Raw genomic sequence first — 15,797 nt, 5'->3', positions numbered from 1 at the left:
ATGCGGCCGGTCGGTGGCGCCCGGCATGGAGAAACGATGAGCAAAATTGATCTTGATATTACCAATCTCCCCGACACCACCGTGTCGGTGCGCGAAGTGTTTGGTATCGACAGTGACATCCGGGTGCCTGCCTATTCCAAGGGTGACGCCTATGTACCGGATCTTGATCCGGACTATCTCTTCGACCGTGAAACCACGCTCGCCATTCTCGCCGGCTTTGCGCACAATCGCCGCGTCATGGTCTCCGGCTTCCACGGCACGGGCAAGTCGACGCATATCGAGCAGGTCGCTGCCCGCCTCAACTGGCCTTGCGTCCGCGTCAACCTCGACAGCCATGTCAGCCGTATCGATCTCGTCGGCAAGGACGCCATCGTCCTCAAGGACGGCAAGCAGATCACCGAATTCAAGGACGGCATCCTGCCCTGGGCCTACCAGCACAATGTCGCGCTCGTCTTCGACGAATACGATGCCGGCCGCCCGGATGTCATGTTCGTCATCCAGCGCGTTCTGGAATCGGCCGGCCGCCTGACCCTGCTCGACCAGAGCCGCGTCATTCGTCCTCACCCTGCTTTCCGCATCTTCGCGACCGCCAACACGGTTGGCCTCGGCGACACGACGGGCCTCTATCATGGCACGCAGCAGATCAACCAGGCGCAGATGGACCGTTGGTCCATCGTCACCACGCTGAACTACCTGCCGCATGACAAGGAAGTCGACATCGTCTCCGCCAAGGTGAAGAGCTTCGGCTCGACCGCCGAGGGCCGCGACACGGTCTCTCGCATGGTCCGCCTTGCCGATCTCACGCGCGCCGCTTTTGTCAATGGCGATCTCTCGACCGTCATGAGCCCGCGTACCGTCATCACCTGGGCCGAAAACGCCGAGATCTTCGGCGATGTCGCCTTTGCCTTCCGCGTCACCTTCCTCAACAAGTGTGACGAGCTGGAGCGTACGCTGGTCGCCGAGCAGTATCAGCGCGCCTTCGGCGTGGAACTCAAGGAAAGTGCGGCCAATATCGTACTCGGCGCATAAGGACTGAGAAGCATGGCAGGGCGCGGCGACAATTCGAAGGCCAAGGCTGGCGGCGGCGTGGATACCGAGCCGCTGCGCCGTGCCATCACCGGCTGCGTGCGCTCGATCGCGGGTGACCCGCAGGTCGAGGTCGCCTTCGCCAATGACCGCCCCGGCATTGCCGGCGAGCGGATCCGCCTGCCGGATATCTCCAAGCGTCCGACCGCCCATGAACTCGCCGTGACCCGTGGTCTCGGCGACAGCATGGCGCTTCGGATCGCCTGCCATGACCAGAAGGTGCATGCCAGCATGGCGCCCCAGGGTGCCGATGCCCGCGCCATCTTCGACGCGGTCGAACAGGCACGCGTCGAGTCGCTCGGCTCGTTGCGCATGCCCGGCGTCGCCTCGAACATCCAGTCGATGAACACCGAGAAATATGCGAAAGCCAATTTCTCGACCATCAGCCGTCAGGAAGATGCGCCGATCGGCGAAGCTGTTGCCATGCTGGTGCGCGAAAAGCTCACCGGCCAGAAGGCCCCTGAGTCTGCCGGTAAGGTGCTCGACCTCTGGCGCCCGTTCATCGAGGATAAGGCCGGTGCCGACCTCGATAACCTCGCGACCGTCATCGAAGACCAGCAGGCCTTCTCCCGCGTGATCCGCCACATGCTGTCGGCCATGGAAATGGCTGAGGACATGGGGGACGATCAGGAGCAGAGCGAGGACGAGCAGTCTACCGACGAGGAGCAGCCGCGCAGCGGCGAGCAGGACCAAGAGTCGTCGGAAGACGAGGCCGGTCAGGATTCCGCCCCGGCGGAAGAAAGCGAAGCCTCGCAGGAACAGCTCGACGACGGCGAGATGGATGGTGCCGAGATCTCCGAAGAAGAGATGTCGGACGAAGGCGACGACGACAGCGAGACGCCTGGCGAAATGCGCCGTCCGGCGACCCCCTTCGACGATTTCAACGAGAAGGTCGACTACAAGATCTTCACACAGGAATTCGACGAGGAAATCACCGCGGAAGAACTCTGCGACGAGGCCGAACTCGACCGCCTGCGCGCCTTCCTCGACAAGCAGCTTGCCCACTTGCAGGGCGCCGTCGGTCGTCTGGCCAACCGTCTGCAGCGCCGCCTGATGGCGCAGCAGAACCGGTCCTGGGACTTCGATCTCGAAGAGGGTTACCTCGATCCGGCGCGCCTGACGCGCCTGATCATCGATCCCATGCAGCCGCTCTCCTTCAAAAAGGAGAAGGACACCAAGTTCCGCGATACCATCGTGACGCTGGTCATCGACAATTCCGGCTCGATGCGCGGCCGTCCGATCACGGTTGCCGCCTCCTGCGCCGATATTCTCGCCCGCACGCTTGAGCGTTGCGGCGTCAAGGTCGAGATCCTCGGCTTCACCACCAAGGCCTGGAAGGGCGGACAGTCCAGAGAGAAGTGGCTCGCAGGCGGCAAGCCGCCAGCGCCTGGTCGCCTCAACGACCTGCGCCACATCATCTACAAGTCGGCGGACGCCCCCTGGCGCCGGTCGCGGCGCAATCTCGGCCTGATGATGCGCGAAGGCCTGCTCAAGGAAAACATCGACGGTGAAGCGCTGATGTGGGCGCATAACCGTCTGATCGGCCGCCGTGAGCAGCGCAAGATCCTGATGATGATCTCGGACGGCGCACCGGTCGACGATTCGACGCTGTCGGTGAACCCCGGCAACTATCTGGAGCGCCATCTGCGCGCCGTCATCGAGCAGATCGAAACCCGTTCGCCGGTAGAGCTGCTCGCCATCGGTATTGGCCACGACGTCACGCGCTATTATCGCCGCGCCGTCACCATCGTTGATGCCGATGAACTGGCCGGTGCAATGACTGAACAGCTTGCCTCGCTCTTCGAGGAAAAGCCCTCTGGCGGCACAGGCCGGGCGCGCCTGCGTGCCTGAGCGATCAGCACGGATGCTGGTGAGCGCCTGCGCGCTCTCCGCCCTTGTAGCGCTCGCGTCCTGCACGCCGGCTACGATACCCCCAGGTGAAATGCTGCCGATCGCGGTTGAAAGCAGCGTGATCGACGATCTCGGCGGCAATCCGACGGTGGCCCCGGGCCTCACTTTTCTCGGCGGCATCGAGCTTTCCTCGCCGGAGCCACTCTTCGGCGCGTTTTCGTCGATCCGCTTCCGCGACGACAAATCCTTCCTCGGCGTCTTCGACACCGGCTACTGGATCGAGGGCCGCATCCTGCGCGATGCCGAGGGGCGCCTGTCCGGGGTCGAGGCTGTGCGTCTCGCGCCGCTCCTCGACGCCTCGGGACGCGAGAGCCGGAGCAAGTTCCAGGTCGATGCCGAGAGCCTCGCTCTGGATGGTGATCGCGGCTTTGTCGGCTTCGAGCAGCGCCATCGTGTTCTCGCCTATGCACCGCTCTCCGATCTCGGCAAGGCGCTGCCGTCCGCTCCGCTCGCCTTCCCCTTCGATCTCGACATCCTGCACAGCAATGGCGGTTTCGAATCCCTCGTGATTGCGCCCAAGGGCAGCCCCGTAGAGGGTGCGCTGGTCGCAATCTCGGAGAAGAGCTTCGACGAGAACGGCAATCTGTATGCCGCCATCGTCGGTGGACCGCTCGTCGGCGAGTTTCGCGTGCGCCCACGTGACGACTTCGAGATCACCGATGCCGCCTTCCTCCCCGATGGCGATCTTCTTCTGCTCGAACGCCGCTTCTCGATCGCGACCGGTGTCGGCATGCGGCTGCGCCGTATCGAAGGCGCGAGCCTAAGGCCGGATGCCGTGGTCGACGGAGAAATCCTGTTCGAAGCGAATTACCGCTCGCAGATCGACAATATGGAAGGCCTCGACGCCATCCCTGAGGCGGACGGCTCCGTCCGCCTTATCGTCGTGTCAGACGACAATCATTCGATCCTGCAGCGCAGCCTCATGCTTGAGTTCCGCTTGGACAAGTGACGCATGTCGGGCGCATTTTCCCGCGCTTTCGAAAAGCACCTGTTAACGGACAAGCTAAGATCCCCTGTCGCGACCCTGCCGTGCGGTTGTCATTTATGCCAATCCCAATCAGGCTGGTCCCGATATTGGCAAGGACAGGGCCAATTTGAGCGCACAGGATCAGGAGATCACCGTCAGTCAGTCCATCCCCACGCCCCTGCGCGTGTTGCTGGCCTGTTTGGCGGTTGGGCTGCTGTTGGTGTTGTGGGGTGAGTTGGGAGGAGGCCTGTGGCCTTTCTCAACGTTGACACCGTTCTTCGCCATCATTGTTGTCGGCGGTTCGGGTGTTTTGCTGAGCTTCCTGGCTTTTTCAGTCGCCGGACCAGATGAGCGCTGGACCGTTCGTCCTGGCATCATCGACGTGGAGCAACGGCTGTTCGATCGCCGACACCTTTTCCAGGTGTCATCAGAAGACGGTGACTGTCAGGTCATCAAATCAGACACATCAGACTCGGGCGAGAGTTGGCACATCGTCATTCAGCTGAATACGCCTATTCCGGCGCCGGAGGATCCGCTCTTTCGTCTGGTGCTCACCCTGTTCGGAAGGAGATCCCGAACGAGGCTGTCTTCTCCAGCTTTCTCCTGCGAGGAGAGGGCGCAGCAAGCCCTCGACGTGCTTTTGCGCGAGCGCGGAGAGCCGGGATCTGCGTGATCTCGGCTCTCCAAGGCTTTTAGACGCCTCAGACCGAGCGGGCGGCCGTCGGCATGGGCCGTACAACGCTCATCAAGGCGCCGTAGGGCAGAAGCATGATCACGCCGATCAGCATCTTCACGCCGAAGTCGGCGATCGCCCAGGAGATCCAGCGCGGTGCTTCCGCCGACATGACTCCGAGGATCGGGGCGGCGGCGATCGCGAAGTCGTCATTCGGGCCGATGAAGCCGAAGACGGGTGCGAAGGACAGTGAGAAGAAGATCACCGTGTCGAATGCCGAGCCGATCAGAGAGCCCATCAGCGGCGCCTTCCACCAGGACTGCTGGCGCAGGCGGTTGAAGACCGAGATGTCGAGCAGCTGGCCGATCAGGAAGGCCGTGCCCGAGGCGACCGCGATGCGCGGCGTGGCAAGCAGGATCGACAGGAGAACGCCGGCAATGAAACCGACAAGCACCACGCGGCGCGCAACCTGAGGGCCAAACTGACGGTTGGTCAGGTCGGTGACGAGGAAGGCGATCGGATATGTGAATGCGCCGAAGGTCAGCAGATCGGCGAGATTGATGCCGGCCAGGACACCGTTGACCGGGTGCTGGACGAGGAAGTTCGATGCGACCACGACGGCCGTCATCAGCAGGCTGTAGATAAAGAAATAGCGCTTGTTCAGCATTTTTTTATCCTGGGTGATGCCACCAGTTGGAGGGACAATACTTGTAAAGGGCGGACGCGCATGCCAGGCATGTGGCCTGCATGAACATCCCAAACGAAAAGGCTTGCCCGGCGAACCGGTCAAGCCTTTCGAAAGTCTGGCCGAATGACGCTATTAAGCGGCTTCAGCGGTCTTCTTGACGATCTGGCGACGCAGCAGACGAGCGCGCATGCTCAGGTCGTTTTCAGAAGCCTTGATCAGGAATGCGTCGAGACCACCGCGATGCTCGACCGTGCGCAGGGCAGCAGCCGAAACGCGCAGGCGGAAGCGCTGGTTCAGAGCGTCCGAGATCAGCGTGACGTCGCACAGGTTCGGAAGGAACCGGCGCTTGGTCTTGTTGTTCGCGTGGCTCACGTTGTTGCCCGACTGGACGCCCTTGCCGGTCAATTCGCAACTGCGGGACATGGTACACCTATTGTTTTTCTAGGCCATCGCATCGCTTCCGGCCAAATGCCGGCGAGGCAATCCAACAGCGTCTGATTGGAAAGTTGCGGTTCTATAGTCAGTGAGAACCGGCGCGTCAAGCCAAACCTTGGATTTTCCGGGCGGCAGGGCGGGTGTAGGATATTTTCTTGCCACAGTCCACGGCGAGACTGCATGTTCTCGAAGCCGGTTCGCCGGCATTCCCCTGATGGAGATGGCCTTTGCGTCCGACCGGCTTCCTGACCGCCTTCCTCGTCCTTGTCGCCGGTAATGCCGGGGCTGCCGACTATCGCTACGACACGTCCTACAAGGTTTCTCTCGGTGTCTTGCCGATTGCCCGCATGACATTCCAGACAGCCGTCGAAAACGAACGCTACACGATTTCCGGCCAGTTTCATTCATCGAGCCTGGTCGACATCGTGCGCGAGGTTTCTGCCGACAGCACCGTGTCTGGCCGCATGTCCGGCGGAGCCATGAGCCCGGAGCGCTATGTGCTCGATTACAAGAGTGGCAAGCGCAATCATGTCTACGAGGTGCTTTTTGCCGGGGGCAATGTGGTGGAAACCAAGGTGACGCCGGAGCGGCCGAAGCCGGATAGCTGGGTGCCGGTTCCGCCAGCCGATCTGCGGTCGGTCTTCGATCCGATCGGCGCCCTGCTCATTCCCGGCGATGCGGATGTCTGCGCGCAGACGCTGCCAGTCTATGACGGTGAGAGCCGGATGGATCTGGTGCTCTCCCCCAATCGCTCCGAGAGCTTCTCTGCGGGCCGCGCCAGGGGCGAGGCGATCGTCTGTTCCGTGCGCTACGTGCCGAAGTCCGGCTATCGCAAGGGACGCAAGGACATCGAATATCTGAAGTCGGTTACCGGCATGGAGATCTGGTTTGCCAAGACGGCGACGCTGAAGCTATATGCTCCAGTCTATGCGAAGATCCCGACCCGCTACGGGACGGTGCATGTGACCGCAGAAAAGTTCGACGGCTAGTTTCAGCGGGCGGGCCCCGCATCAGGGGATTTCATGAAGACCAAGGCAACGCTCATCGGGTTCACGGCGATCCTGATGTGGTCCTTCCTCGCCCTTATGACGGCAGCCTCCGGCACCATGCCGCCTTTCCAGCTCTCCGCGATCACCTTTGCGATCGGCAGCCTTCCCGGCATCGCGCTGTTCATTGCCCGACCGGAACGGTTGAAGGAATTGCGCCAGCCACCGAAGGTCTGGCTCGCTGGCGTCGGTGGCCTCTTCGGCTACCACTTTTTGTATTTCACGGCCCTCAGGAATGCGCCAGCCGTCGAGGCCGGGCTCATTGCCTATCTTTGGCCGCTCTTAATTGTCGTCGGCTCTGCCCTTCTGCCGGGCGAGAGGCTCGGCTGGCATCACATCGTCGGTGCGCTCTGCGGTCTTGCAGGCACCGTGCTGATCGTCGGCAAGAACGGCTTTGCCTTCGATCCGGCCTATAGCCTCGGCTATTTCACCGCCTTTCTCTGCGCTTTCACCTGGGCTGCCTATTCGCTTGTCAGCCGCAAGTTCGAGAAGGTCTCGACCGATGTGGTCACCGGCTTCTGCCTTGCCACCTCAATCCTGTCGCTCGTCTGCCATCTGGCGCTGGAGACCACCGTCTGGCCGGATACGACAGGGCAATGGGCGGCGGTGGTTGGTCTTGGGCTGCTGCCGGTCGGGCTTGCCTTCTATGTCTGGGACTATGGCGTGAAGAACGGCGACATCCAGATTCTCGGCGCATCCAGCTATGCGGCACCGCTTCTCTCGACGCTGATCCTGATCATTTTTGGCTTTGGCGAGATTAGCGTCAGAATTGGCCTGTCCTGCCTGCTCATCACCGGTGGCGCCGTGCTCGCCGCTCGCGATATGGTTTTCAGGAAAACGGAACGGCCGACCTGAGGGGGATTGAATGGCGACTGCGACCGGCATCCTCTGTCTCTCGGTCGCGCTCGGTACCAGCTATCTCTGGATCCTGCCGCAGGACAAGACCGTGTTCCGCGCCGTCTGGAAGACGCTGCCTGTCCTGCTGCTTGCCCTCTACGCCTTTCTCATCGATGCCCATCCTCTGCTGGTCGCCGCACTTGCGCTCGGCGCGCTGGGTGACTGGTCGCTCGCCTTCGAGGGGGATCGTGCCTTTGTCGGCGGGGTCGCGTCCTTCCTGTCTGCGCATGTCGCCTATGTCGTGCTACTCGCCACCATCACCGATCCAGAGATCGCCTTTGCCGAACCGTGGCGGGCGGTGGCCGGCCTGCTCGTGGCACTCGTGACAACAGGCGTTCTCATGCGCATCTGGAGGCCGGCTGGGAGGCTGGCGCTCCCGATCGGCATTTATGTGCTCTTGTTCATGGTGCTTGTCTGGCTGACGCTCGGCCTTGCCAATCCGCTGGTCTTCGTCGGCGCGACCCTATTCATCCTCTCCGACATCGTGCTGACGATCCGGAAATACTGGACAGGGCCTGGCCACAGGATCGATGGTGCCGCTGCCTATTTCGTCTGGGTCACCTATTATGCAGCGCAGGTGATCCTGATGCTGACACTCTCCGAGGCCTGACCTTCAGGCTGACTGGCCAGGGGCCCAACCGGGCGGCGCCATCTCGAAGACCGCGAAGTCGAAGCCGGGGGCGACGGTGCAGCCGACCAGGGTGAAGTCACCGAGGCTTTCAGCTGCCTGCCATTCGTCTGCATCGATGATCGCCTGGGGGCGCTCGCCTGCGGCCAGGTCGAGACCCAGCACCACCGTCTCCTGATGCACACCGTCTTTCGACCGATGCAGCGCGAGCGGCGCGCCTGCATAATAGTGCCAGGCTTCGGCTGCGTCCTTCACCTTGTGCCAGTGCGATCTCTCGCCCTTCTCCAACAGGTAGTAGATCGCCGTCGAATGGCCGCGCGGGCCGCCGTGTTCGTCGCGATACGTCTCCACATACCAGCCACCCTCGGGATGGCGCTGCATGCCGAGGGATTCGATGATGTCGGCTGCCTGCATCAAAATGTGTCCTTGCGTTTGCGGATCTCGGCGAAGACCTCGTCATTGGTCGCACCTTCCATGCCGAGTGTCCGGCGCACATCCGGGTCGCCGGCGCGCAGGAAGGGGTTGGTTTCCTTCTCCAGCCCGATCGTCGTCGGAATGGTGAAGTCGCCGCGTGCTCGCTGGGATTCGATCAGTTCCGCCCTTGACCTGAGCCGCATGTTGTCAGGGTCGATGGTCACGGCAAAACGCGCATTGGAAAGCGTGTATTCATGGCCGAAATAGACGATCGTTTCGTCGGGCAGAGCGGCAAGTTTCTGCAGCGAATGCCACATGTCGAGCGCCGAGCGTTCGAACAGCCGTCCACAGCCGAGCGCAAACAGCGTGTCGGCGGCAAAGAGCAGCATGTCGTCGGGGAAGTGGTAGCAGATATGCCCTGCCGTATGCCCCGGCGTTTCGATGACACGCACCGGCCGTTTGCCGAAAGTGAATTCGTCACCGTCACCGACGGTCCGGTCGATGCCGGGGATCGCGGCAGCCTCGTTGCGCGGGCCGATGATCTCGCAGCCGTATTTATCCTTCAGCGCCAGATTGGCCTCGACGTGGTCGCCATGGTGATGCGTGGTCAGGACATGGGTGATCGTCCATCCGCGCTTCTCCGCCGCCTTGACGATCGGATCGAGTTCCGGCGCATCGATTGTCGCCGTCTCGCCCGTTTCCGGGCAGTGAAGAAGTACGCCGAAGTTGTCACTTCGGCAGATGAAAACTTCAATCTGCAGTGATTTCATTGTCGACCCGCTTTTTTATGTCCCACCTCGTTGCTGCGAATGTACCCTCTCGCGGCTTGAAGTCCAATGATGGGCTGCTAACAATAAGTTCATGCATGTCGATATCGTCGATCTGAGGCAGTTTTATTATACGATGCTCGGCCGCGTGGCCGAGCAGTCGATCGCGCTGGCCGTTTCCTCTGTCTGGGCACGGCTCCCGCAGGAGCGGCTGGTCGGCATTGGCTATTGCATTCCCTTCCTCGAACGCTTCCGCGCCGATACCGAGCGCACCATGGCTTTCATGCCGGCCGGGCAGGGCGCTGTGAACTGGCCGGTCGGGGAGCCGTCTGCCACCGCACTCGTCTTCGACGAGGAGCTGCCGCTGCCGGACAGTTCCGTCGACCGGGTGCTGATGGTCCATTCGCTGGAATTTGCCGAGAACCCGCGCGAGACGCTGAAGGAAGTCTGGCGGGTGCTGGCACCGGGCGGTCGACTGGTCATTGTCGTGCCCAATCGTCGTGGCGTCTGGGCGCGCATGGAGCACACGCCCTTCGGTTCCGGCCGGCCTTATTCGCGGGGTCAGCTGACCTCGCTCTTGCGCGAGACCAATTTCACGCCTGGCGCCTCCGCCGAGGCCTTGTTCTTCCCGCCGTCGAAGATCCGGGCGATCCTCAGGCTTCGGCGCGGTTTCGAGCGTCTCGGTCGCATCCTCTGGCCCGCCTTTTCCGGCGTCATCGTCGTTGAAGCCCAGAAGCGGCTCTACCAGGGCCTGCCTGTTGCCTCGCGCGCCTCCCGTCGTGTCTTTGCACCGGTGCTCGCACCGCAGGGCGTGCCGACGACCCGTAGCCGGTCGCCCGAGGTCTGAAACGCTTGTCGTCCCGGGCGTCCTCTGGACAGGCCGCGGCGCTCGCCCGCCTCGACAAAGCGTGTTTTCCGCAGTAATCCCAATCCCATGTGAAGGGGTGGCCTCTTGCCATCCAACGGCCGGGAATGAGCCTCATGAACGCCTCGACGAAGCCGACACCCCGTCCCGGGGTCATGGAGATCGCCGCCTATGTTCCTGGCAAGGACCATGCCGGCGGGGTTTCCCGCGTCTTCAAGCTATCGTCCAATGAAACGCCTGTCGGTCCAAGCCCCAAGGCCATGGACGCCTTCCGCATGGCGGCCAAAACGCTGGAGATCTATCCCGACGGACAGGCCCGTATGCTCCGTGATGCAATCGCCGAGGTGCATGGCCTGAACCCTGCCAATATCCTCTGCGGCAATGGTTCGGGGGAATTGCTGGCGCTGCTTGCCAATATCTATCTCGGCCCCGGCGACGAAGCCATCATCACCGAGCATGGTTTCCTGCTCTACCGCATCCAGATCCTGGCTTCAGGCGGAACCCCCGTGACGGTCAAGGAAACCGATCGGCGCGTCGATGTCGATGCGATCCTGGCCGCCGTCACCGAGCGCACGAAGATCGTCTTCCTCACCAATCCCGGCAATCCGACCGGCACCTACGTGCCCTATCTCGATATCAAGCGTCTGCATGCGGCTCTGCCTGCACATGTCATCCTCGTGCTCGACGCCGCCTATGCCGAATATGTCCGCCGCAACGATTACGAGGCCGGCATCGAGCTCGTCTCCGCCAACCGCAATGTTGTGATGACCCGCACCTTCGCCAAGGTCTACGGGCTTGCGGCGCTGCGCATCGGTTGGATCTATGGCCCCGCCGAGATCATCGACACGATGAACCGGGTGCGCGGACCATTCAACATCAACACGCCGGCGCTTTTCGCCGGAGCTGCTGCCATGCGCGATCAGGCGCATGTGGCGAAAGCGGTCGAGCACAATCAGGTCTGGCTCGCGCGCGTCTCGGAGGCGCTCACAGCACTTGGCCTCGAGGTCACACCTTCGGTCACCAATTTCATCCTGATCCACTTCCCCGACCAGGACGGAAAGCGGGCATCCGATGCCGATGCCTTCCTCACATCGCGCGGCTTCGTCTTGCGCGCCGTCTCGTCCTATGGTTTTCCCAATGCACTCCGCATGACGATCGGCAGCGACGAGGCCAATACCGGCGTCATCGCCGCCCTCACTGAATTCATGGAACGCACGTGATGTCTGAAATCCTGTTCGACCGCATCGCCCTGATCGGTATCGGCCTTATCGGCTCGTCGATCGCCCGCGACGTCAAGAAGCTTGGCCTGGCGAAAGAGGTTGTCATCTCGACCCGCAGCCTCGAGACGCTCAAGCGGGCGGAAGAGCTGGAGCTCGGCACGGCTTACGTCGCCTCCGCAGCCGATGCCGTGAAGAATGCCGATCTCGTCATCGTCTCCGTGCCGGTCGGCGCCTCGGAAGCTGTCGCCCAGCAGATTGCACCGAACCTGAAACCCGGTGCCATCGTCACCGATGTCGGCTCGACCAAGGCCTCCGTCATCGCGCAGATGGCGCCGCATATGCCTGACGGCGTGCATTTCATTCCCGGCCACCCGCTTGCGGGGACGGAAAAGTCCGGTCCCGACGCCGGTTTCCCGGGTCTCTTCAAGGGGCGCTGGTGCATCTTCACGCCGCTCGAGGGCACGGATAGCCAGGCGATGGCCCGTCTGCGCGGCTTCTGGGAGGCGCTGGGATCGATGTGTGACGAGATGGATCCGCAGCACCACGACAAGGTGCTCGCCATCGTCTCGCACCTGCCGCATATCATCGCCTACAACATCGTCGGCACGGCCGACGATCTGGAAACGGTGACGGAATCGGAAGTCATCAAGTATTCGGCCTCGGGTTTCCGCGACTTTACCCGTCTCGCCGCCTCCGACCCGACCATGTGGCGGGATGTGTGCCTGCACAACAAGGATGCGATCCTGGAAATGCTGGCGCGCTTCTCGGAGGATCTCGCCTATCTGCAGCGGGCGATCCGCTGGGGCGAGGGCGACAAGCTGTTCGAACTCTTCTCGCGCACCCGCACCATCCGTCGCTCGATCGTTCAGGCCGGCCAGGACGTCGACGTGCCGGACTTCGGCCGCCACGCGCTGGACAAGTGAAGCGTCTCCGCCGCGTCAGAGCGGCGGGATTTGTCCCAGCGGGATAAAGCCCAGCATCGCCACGCCGTTTTCGATGTTGATTTCGGCCTCGCTGTTGTCGCGGCCGAAGGCGAGGGCCCGCAGCACGTTGGCGACATTGTCGATCATGTCTGCCTGATCCGGATAGGCCGTCTTCACGGCATCCCGCCAGGCGCGGACCTGTTCGACCTGGAGCTTGATCCGTCCCGAAATCATCCCGTCATCGCCCACCTGAAACGGGCCACTCAGGGTCAGCACGCGGCCTTCGCCGAGATCGACGACCATGCGGCGGATTTCGCCTTTGGTGCCGTAGAGCCGCTGATCTTGCGCCACTCTCGGATCGAGCAGGCCACCCTTGTCGGCGAGCGTGGCGTCGAGGCTGGCGGAGATCGGTGGCAGCGCAATCTTCTCGCCGCCGATGGACACGCCGAGATCCCGGATGATCGTCGCATAGTCGAGATTGCCGTCGTTCTGGCGCACATGCGACTGGGCGCTGGGTGCGGTCACCTGTAGGGCCAGGCTGGAGACCGTCGAAGTCACGGTCGCGTTCAAGCCCTCCAGCATTAGCGAACTGCGCGACAGGCCCGAGAGCCCGATGCGGAAGCTCGACTGCATGTTGGTCCAGTCGAGTGCCGTGTTGAAGCCGAGTGCCGAGCGGATTTCCGCCGGTGCATCCATTTCCCAGACCACATGGCCCGGATTGTAGATCTGGGCTGCAGCCCGAACCGGGCCGAAGGAGGCAGCGACCCCCTGGAAATGATCGTCGAAGGCGAGGCGGGAGCAGTTGAGCCGGAAGCGGAAGGGATAGCCGCCCATCGTTGCGTCTTCACAGGAGGCGGTGACGCCTGCCGGATTTCCGCCGCCGAAGAAGGTCAAAATGCGATTCTTCAGGAATTCTGCAGCGAAATACCACCCGACGCTATAGACAGCGATGACGAGGACGATCAAAACCCCGAGCCGGACAACCTTTCGGCTGATCGGGCTTTCCGGCGCGGTCGACATTGCCATGGGTGCTCCTCGTTTCGAACTTCTCGTGTCTTTGATTGGCGTGCGATATGGACGAATTTTGGGTCTTTGGCTACGGCTCGCTGATGTGGAATCCCGGCTTTCCCTATGAGGAACGGGTGCTTGCCCGGCTCGGAGGCTATCGCCGCTCGCTCTGTGTCCGCTCCTATGTCCACCGCGGCACCGAAGAGCGGCCGGGGCTCGTGCTCGGTCTCGACCGCGGCGGTTCCTGCAAGGGCGTCGCCTTTCGCGTGGCGCCTGCTGACTGGCAGTCCACCGTGGACTATCTGCGCGAACGCGAACTCGTCACCAGTGTCTATCTCGAACGCACCGTCCGGACCCGTCTTGCCGATGGTCGCGATGTCCGCGCCCTGACCTACGTCATCGACCGTGCCCATTCGCAATATGCAGGCGCCGTCACCGTCGAGGAAGCGGCCCGCATCGTCGAGGGCGCCTTCGGCCGCTCAGGCCCCAACCCGGTCTATGTCGCGAATACCGTCGCGCATCTGCGCGAGCTCGGTATTCGCGATCATTGGCTCGAAAGCGTGGCTTCAGCCGTCGTCAGCGAGCCCGCCGACGACTGATCCTGCAGGCAAGAATGCCCTCAGAGCGCTCCGAGTTCCCTCAGCCTGTTTGCGGCTGTCGGAGGCAGGGGGAGATGCGGGTTGTCCTTGACCGTCTTCACCAGCAATTCGTCGCTTGCTGCCTCCAGCCGCTCGATCAACGTCTCATGGAAAACATCGGGATCGAGGCCCGGCTCGATCGGCGGCAGAATGCGGACGACGAAATGGCCGGGAAAGCGCAGGAACTTGCGACGCGGCCAGAAGAAGCCGGGATGCATGGCGACGGGTACGACCGGGACGTTGATGTCGCGGTAAAGGCGCGCGATACCGTACTTGTAGTCGGGAGCGGCACCCGGCGGTCGGCGTGTGCCTTCCGGATAGATGATCAGCTGGCGGCCGTTTGCCATTTCCATCTTGGTGCGCTCGATCACCTGCGCCATCACCTTGCCCTTGGCGCCACGATTGACCGGGATCATGCGCTGCTTGGCGACATACCAGCCGAAGACCGGGATCCACATCAGCTCGCGCTTCAGGATGTAGACCGGGTCATCCAGCCAGGGCAGCAGGGCATAGGTATCCCAGAAGGACTGGTGCTTCGGCGCCAGAATGTAGCCGCCGCTCTTCGGAATGTTTTCCAGGCCTTCCACGGTGAAGGTCGTGCCGACGATCTTCTCCATCAGCCAGTGATTGGCGCGCGCCCAGTCCTTCGGCACGAAGAAGGCCTTCTTGCGCGGCAGCAGGAAATAGATCGGCGACAGCACGATCATCCTGATGATGAGGTTGGCATAGAAGGCGATGTTGAAGAGGATGGAACGCAGAGGGATCATATCTGGGGCTCTCGAGGGCGGGCGAAGACGTCCTTAGAGGAAAACTGCGGTCAGCAAAAGCGCTCGTGTCGACCGATCCGTCAGGAGCTGCGGCCAGATTCGGTGATTTCGCCTTCCGGGCGCAGTCCCTGGTCACGGCTCCAGCCGGTCACGCCCCTGATATAGGCGACGACCGTCTTGCCATATTCCGACAGCATGGTGCGCATTGCATCCGGCTCGCTGTACCAGGCCCGCGTCTTCAGATCGGCATTCACCACGGGATAGCCGATGAAATCTGTGTCCGGGTCGCTGCGGCGCAGCTCCATCAGGCTGCGGGCAAGGTGATAGTTGCTCGTCACCACCAGAACCGAACGATAACCCTTGTCGCGGATCCAGATCGCCGTCTCGTTGGCGTTGCCGATCGTGTCGATCGCGCCGTAGCCGATGTCGACGCAGCATTCGAAGACATCCGGCGAGGTGCGCGTCGCCTTGCGGATCTGGCCGGGTGTGGTTGCCGGATTGACGCCCGAGATCAGCAGTCTTTCGCCATAACCGCGCTTCAAAAGATCGATCGCCTGTTCGATCCGCTGGTAGCCGCCGGTCAGCACCACGATCGCATCGGCCTTCACGGTCTCTGGCGGACGCATGCCGGTGACCGAATCAGCAAAGACGAGGAAACCTGCGACAAGGATCGCTGCGCACAGGATCACGATCATGCCGCCATAGCGCAATGCCCTGCGGATCAACCCTTTTCGCGCAAACAGGCCGGCACCCGAACGGGGCCGGTCGCCGTCATGCAGCGGTTGATTTGGCGTCATGCGGTCCATGCTCATTGCCCGTGAATAGCCGGGATTTCCCACAGCGAACAGGCGGCTTTAAGGCAAG

General features: G+C 62.3%; 18 protein-coding genes. 11 read left to right on the top strand and 7 right to left on the bottom strand.

Annotated features, from left to right (window positions below):
* Window positions 1–36: 36 nt before the first annotated feature.
* The 4 genes from cobS (at window position 37) to C0V73_RS15565 (ending at window position 4,637) form a co-directional block, all read left to right on the top strand.
* The gene (gene cobS / locus C0V73_RS15580) at window positions 37–1,029 is read left to right on the top strand and encodes a cobaltochelatase subunit CobS (protein ID WP_102020930.1); all 993 of its coding nucleotides are present in this window, start codon (window positions 37–39) and stop codon (window positions 1,027–1,029) included.
* A 12-nt stretch (window positions 1,030–1,041) separates the two neighbouring features.
* Complete coding sequence (cobT, locus tag C0V73_RS15575) at window positions 1,042–2,937, top strand: cobaltochelatase subunit CobT (RefSeq protein WP_102020929.1); 1,896 nt, start codon at window positions 1,042–1,044, stop codon at window positions 2,935–2,937.
* Between the two features lie 13 nt (window positions 2,938–2,950).
* Window positions 2,951–3,946 (top strand): esterase-like activity of phytase family protein, encoded by a 996-nt coding sequence (locus C0V73_RS15570; protein WP_102020928.1) that lies wholly within the window; start codon window positions 2,951–2,953, stop codon window positions 3,944–3,946.
* 145 nt (window positions 3,947–4,091) lie between these two features.
* Window positions 4,092–4,637, top strand: coding sequence for a hypothetical protein (locus tag C0V73_RS15565; RefSeq protein WP_102020927.1), 546 nt, complete (start codon window positions 4,092–4,094; stop codon window positions 4,635–4,637).
* Window positions 4,638–4,665: 28 nt separating this feature from the next.
* Here the strand turns inward: C0V73_RS15565 and C0V73_RS15560 are convergent, their stop codons facing one another.
* Together C0V73_RS15560 and rpmB are read right to left on the bottom strand one after the other, a co-directional pair.
* Window positions 4,666–5,304, bottom strand: coding sequence for a queuosine precursor transporter (locus tag C0V73_RS15560; RefSeq protein WP_102020926.1), 639 nt, complete (start codon window positions 5,302–5,304; stop codon window positions 4,666–4,668).
* Window positions 5,305–5,457: 153 nt separating this feature from the next.
* A complete protein-coding gene (gene rpmB / locus C0V73_RS15555) occupies window positions 5,458–5,748 on the bottom strand; it encodes a 50S ribosomal protein L28 (protein WP_102020925.1) in 291 nt (96 codons plus the stop codon).
* 239 nt (window positions 5,749–5,987) lie between these two features.
* Here rpmB and C0V73_RS15550 point away from each other — a divergent pair, with 239 nt between their 5' ends.
* From C0V73_RS15550 to C0V73_RS15540, 3 genes are read left to right on the top strand one after another with little or no spacing between them, the layout of a single operon-like run.
* Window positions 5,988–6,749: a DUF3108 domain-containing protein gene (locus tag C0V73_RS15550; protein ID WP_102020924.1), complete on the top strand. Its 762-nt coding sequence runs from the start codon at window positions 5,988–5,990 to the stop codon at window positions 6,747–6,749.
* 33 nt (window positions 6,750–6,782) lie between these two features.
* Window positions 6,783–7,661 carry an EamA family transporter gene (locus tag C0V73_RS15545; RefSeq protein ID WP_102020923.1) on the top strand — a complete coding sequence of 293 codons (879 nt, stop codon included), beginning with the start codon at window positions 6,783–6,785 and terminating at the stop codon, window positions 7,659–7,661.
* 10 nt (window positions 7,662–7,671) lie between these two features.
* A complete protein-coding gene (locus tag C0V73_RS15540; protein ID WP_102020922.1) occupies window positions 7,672–8,313 on the top strand; it encodes a lysoplasmalogenase in 642 nt (213 codons plus the stop codon).
* Between the two features lie 3 nt (window positions 8,314–8,316).
* Here C0V73_RS15540 and C0V73_RS15535 read toward each other — a convergent pair whose 3' ends face one another.
* Window positions 8,317–8,745 (bottom strand): cupin domain-containing protein, encoded by a 429-nt coding sequence (locus C0V73_RS15535; protein WP_102020921.1) that lies wholly within the window; start codon window positions 8,743–8,745, stop codon window positions 8,317–8,319.
* Window positions 8,745–9,515 (bottom strand): hydroxyacylglutathione hydrolase, encoded by a 771-nt coding sequence (gene gloB / locus C0V73_RS15530; RefSeq protein ID WP_102020920.1) that lies wholly within the window; start codon window positions 9,513–9,515, stop codon window positions 8,745–8,747. Before gloB ends, C0V73_RS15535 begins: the two co-directional genes overlap by 1 nt.
* Window positions 9,516–9,606: 91 nt before the next feature.
* On the opposite strand from gloB, the gene C0V73_RS15525 reads away from it, so the two are divergent.
* From C0V73_RS15525 to C0V73_RS15515, 3 genes are all read left to right on the top strand, one after another.
* The gene (locus C0V73_RS15525) at window positions 9,607–10,359 is read left to right on the top strand and encodes a class I SAM-dependent methyltransferase (RefSeq protein ID WP_102020919.1); all 753 of its coding nucleotides are present in this window, start codon (window positions 9,607–9,609) and stop codon (window positions 10,357–10,359) included.
* Window positions 10,360–10,493: 134 nt separating this feature from the next.
* Window positions 10,494–11,597 carry a histidinol-phosphate transaminase gene (hisC, locus tag C0V73_RS15520; RefSeq protein ID WP_102021247.1) on the top strand — a complete coding sequence of 368 codons (1,104 nt, stop codon included), beginning with the start codon at window positions 10,494–10,496 and terminating at the stop codon, window positions 11,595–11,597.
* The gene (locus tag C0V73_RS15515; RefSeq protein ID WP_102020918.1) at window positions 11,597–12,520 is read left to right on the top strand and encodes a prephenate/arogenate dehydrogenase family protein; all 924 of its coding nucleotides are present in this window, start codon (window positions 11,597–11,599) and stop codon (window positions 12,518–12,520) included. Before hisC ends, C0V73_RS15515 begins: the two co-directional genes overlap by 1 nt.
* 15 nt (window positions 12,521–12,535) lie before the next feature.
* On the opposite strand, the gene C0V73_RS15510 is transcribed toward C0V73_RS15515, so the two are convergent.
* Window positions 12,536–13,546, bottom strand: coding sequence for a DUF2125 domain-containing protein (locus C0V73_RS15510; protein WP_102020917.1), 1,011 nt, complete (start codon window positions 13,544–13,546; stop codon window positions 12,536–12,538).
* 47 nt (window positions 13,547–13,593) lie between these two features.
* Between C0V73_RS15510 and C0V73_RS15505 the strand changes: the two genes are divergently transcribed.
* Entirely contained in the window at window positions 13,594–14,127 is a 534-nt protein-coding gene (locus C0V73_RS15505; protein ID WP_102020916.1) for a gamma-glutamylcyclotransferase, read from the top strand.
* A 20-nt stretch (window positions 14,128–14,147) separates the two neighbouring features.
* On the opposite strand, the gene C0V73_RS15500 is transcribed toward C0V73_RS15505, so the two are convergent.
* Both C0V73_RS15500 and C0V73_RS15495 read right to left on the bottom strand, forming a co-directional pair.
* Entirely contained in the window at window positions 14,148–14,933 is a 786-nt protein-coding gene (locus C0V73_RS15500) for a 1-acyl-sn-glycerol-3-phosphate acyltransferase (protein WP_102020915.1), read from the bottom strand.
* Between the two features lie 80 nt (window positions 14,934–15,013).
* A complete protein-coding gene (locus C0V73_RS15495) occupies window positions 15,014–15,739 on the bottom strand; it encodes a YdcF family protein (protein ID WP_102021246.1) in 726 nt (241 codons plus the stop codon).
* Between the last annotated feature and the right edge of the window lie 58 nt (window positions 15,740–15,797).

The organism is Rhizobium sp. TH135 (assembly GCF_002855515.1).
Taxonomy (GTDB): Bacteria; Pseudomonadota; Alphaproteobacteria; order Rhizobiales; family Rhizobiaceae; genus Allorhizobium.
This window is presented reverse-complemented; position numbering and strand designations above follow the sequence as displayed.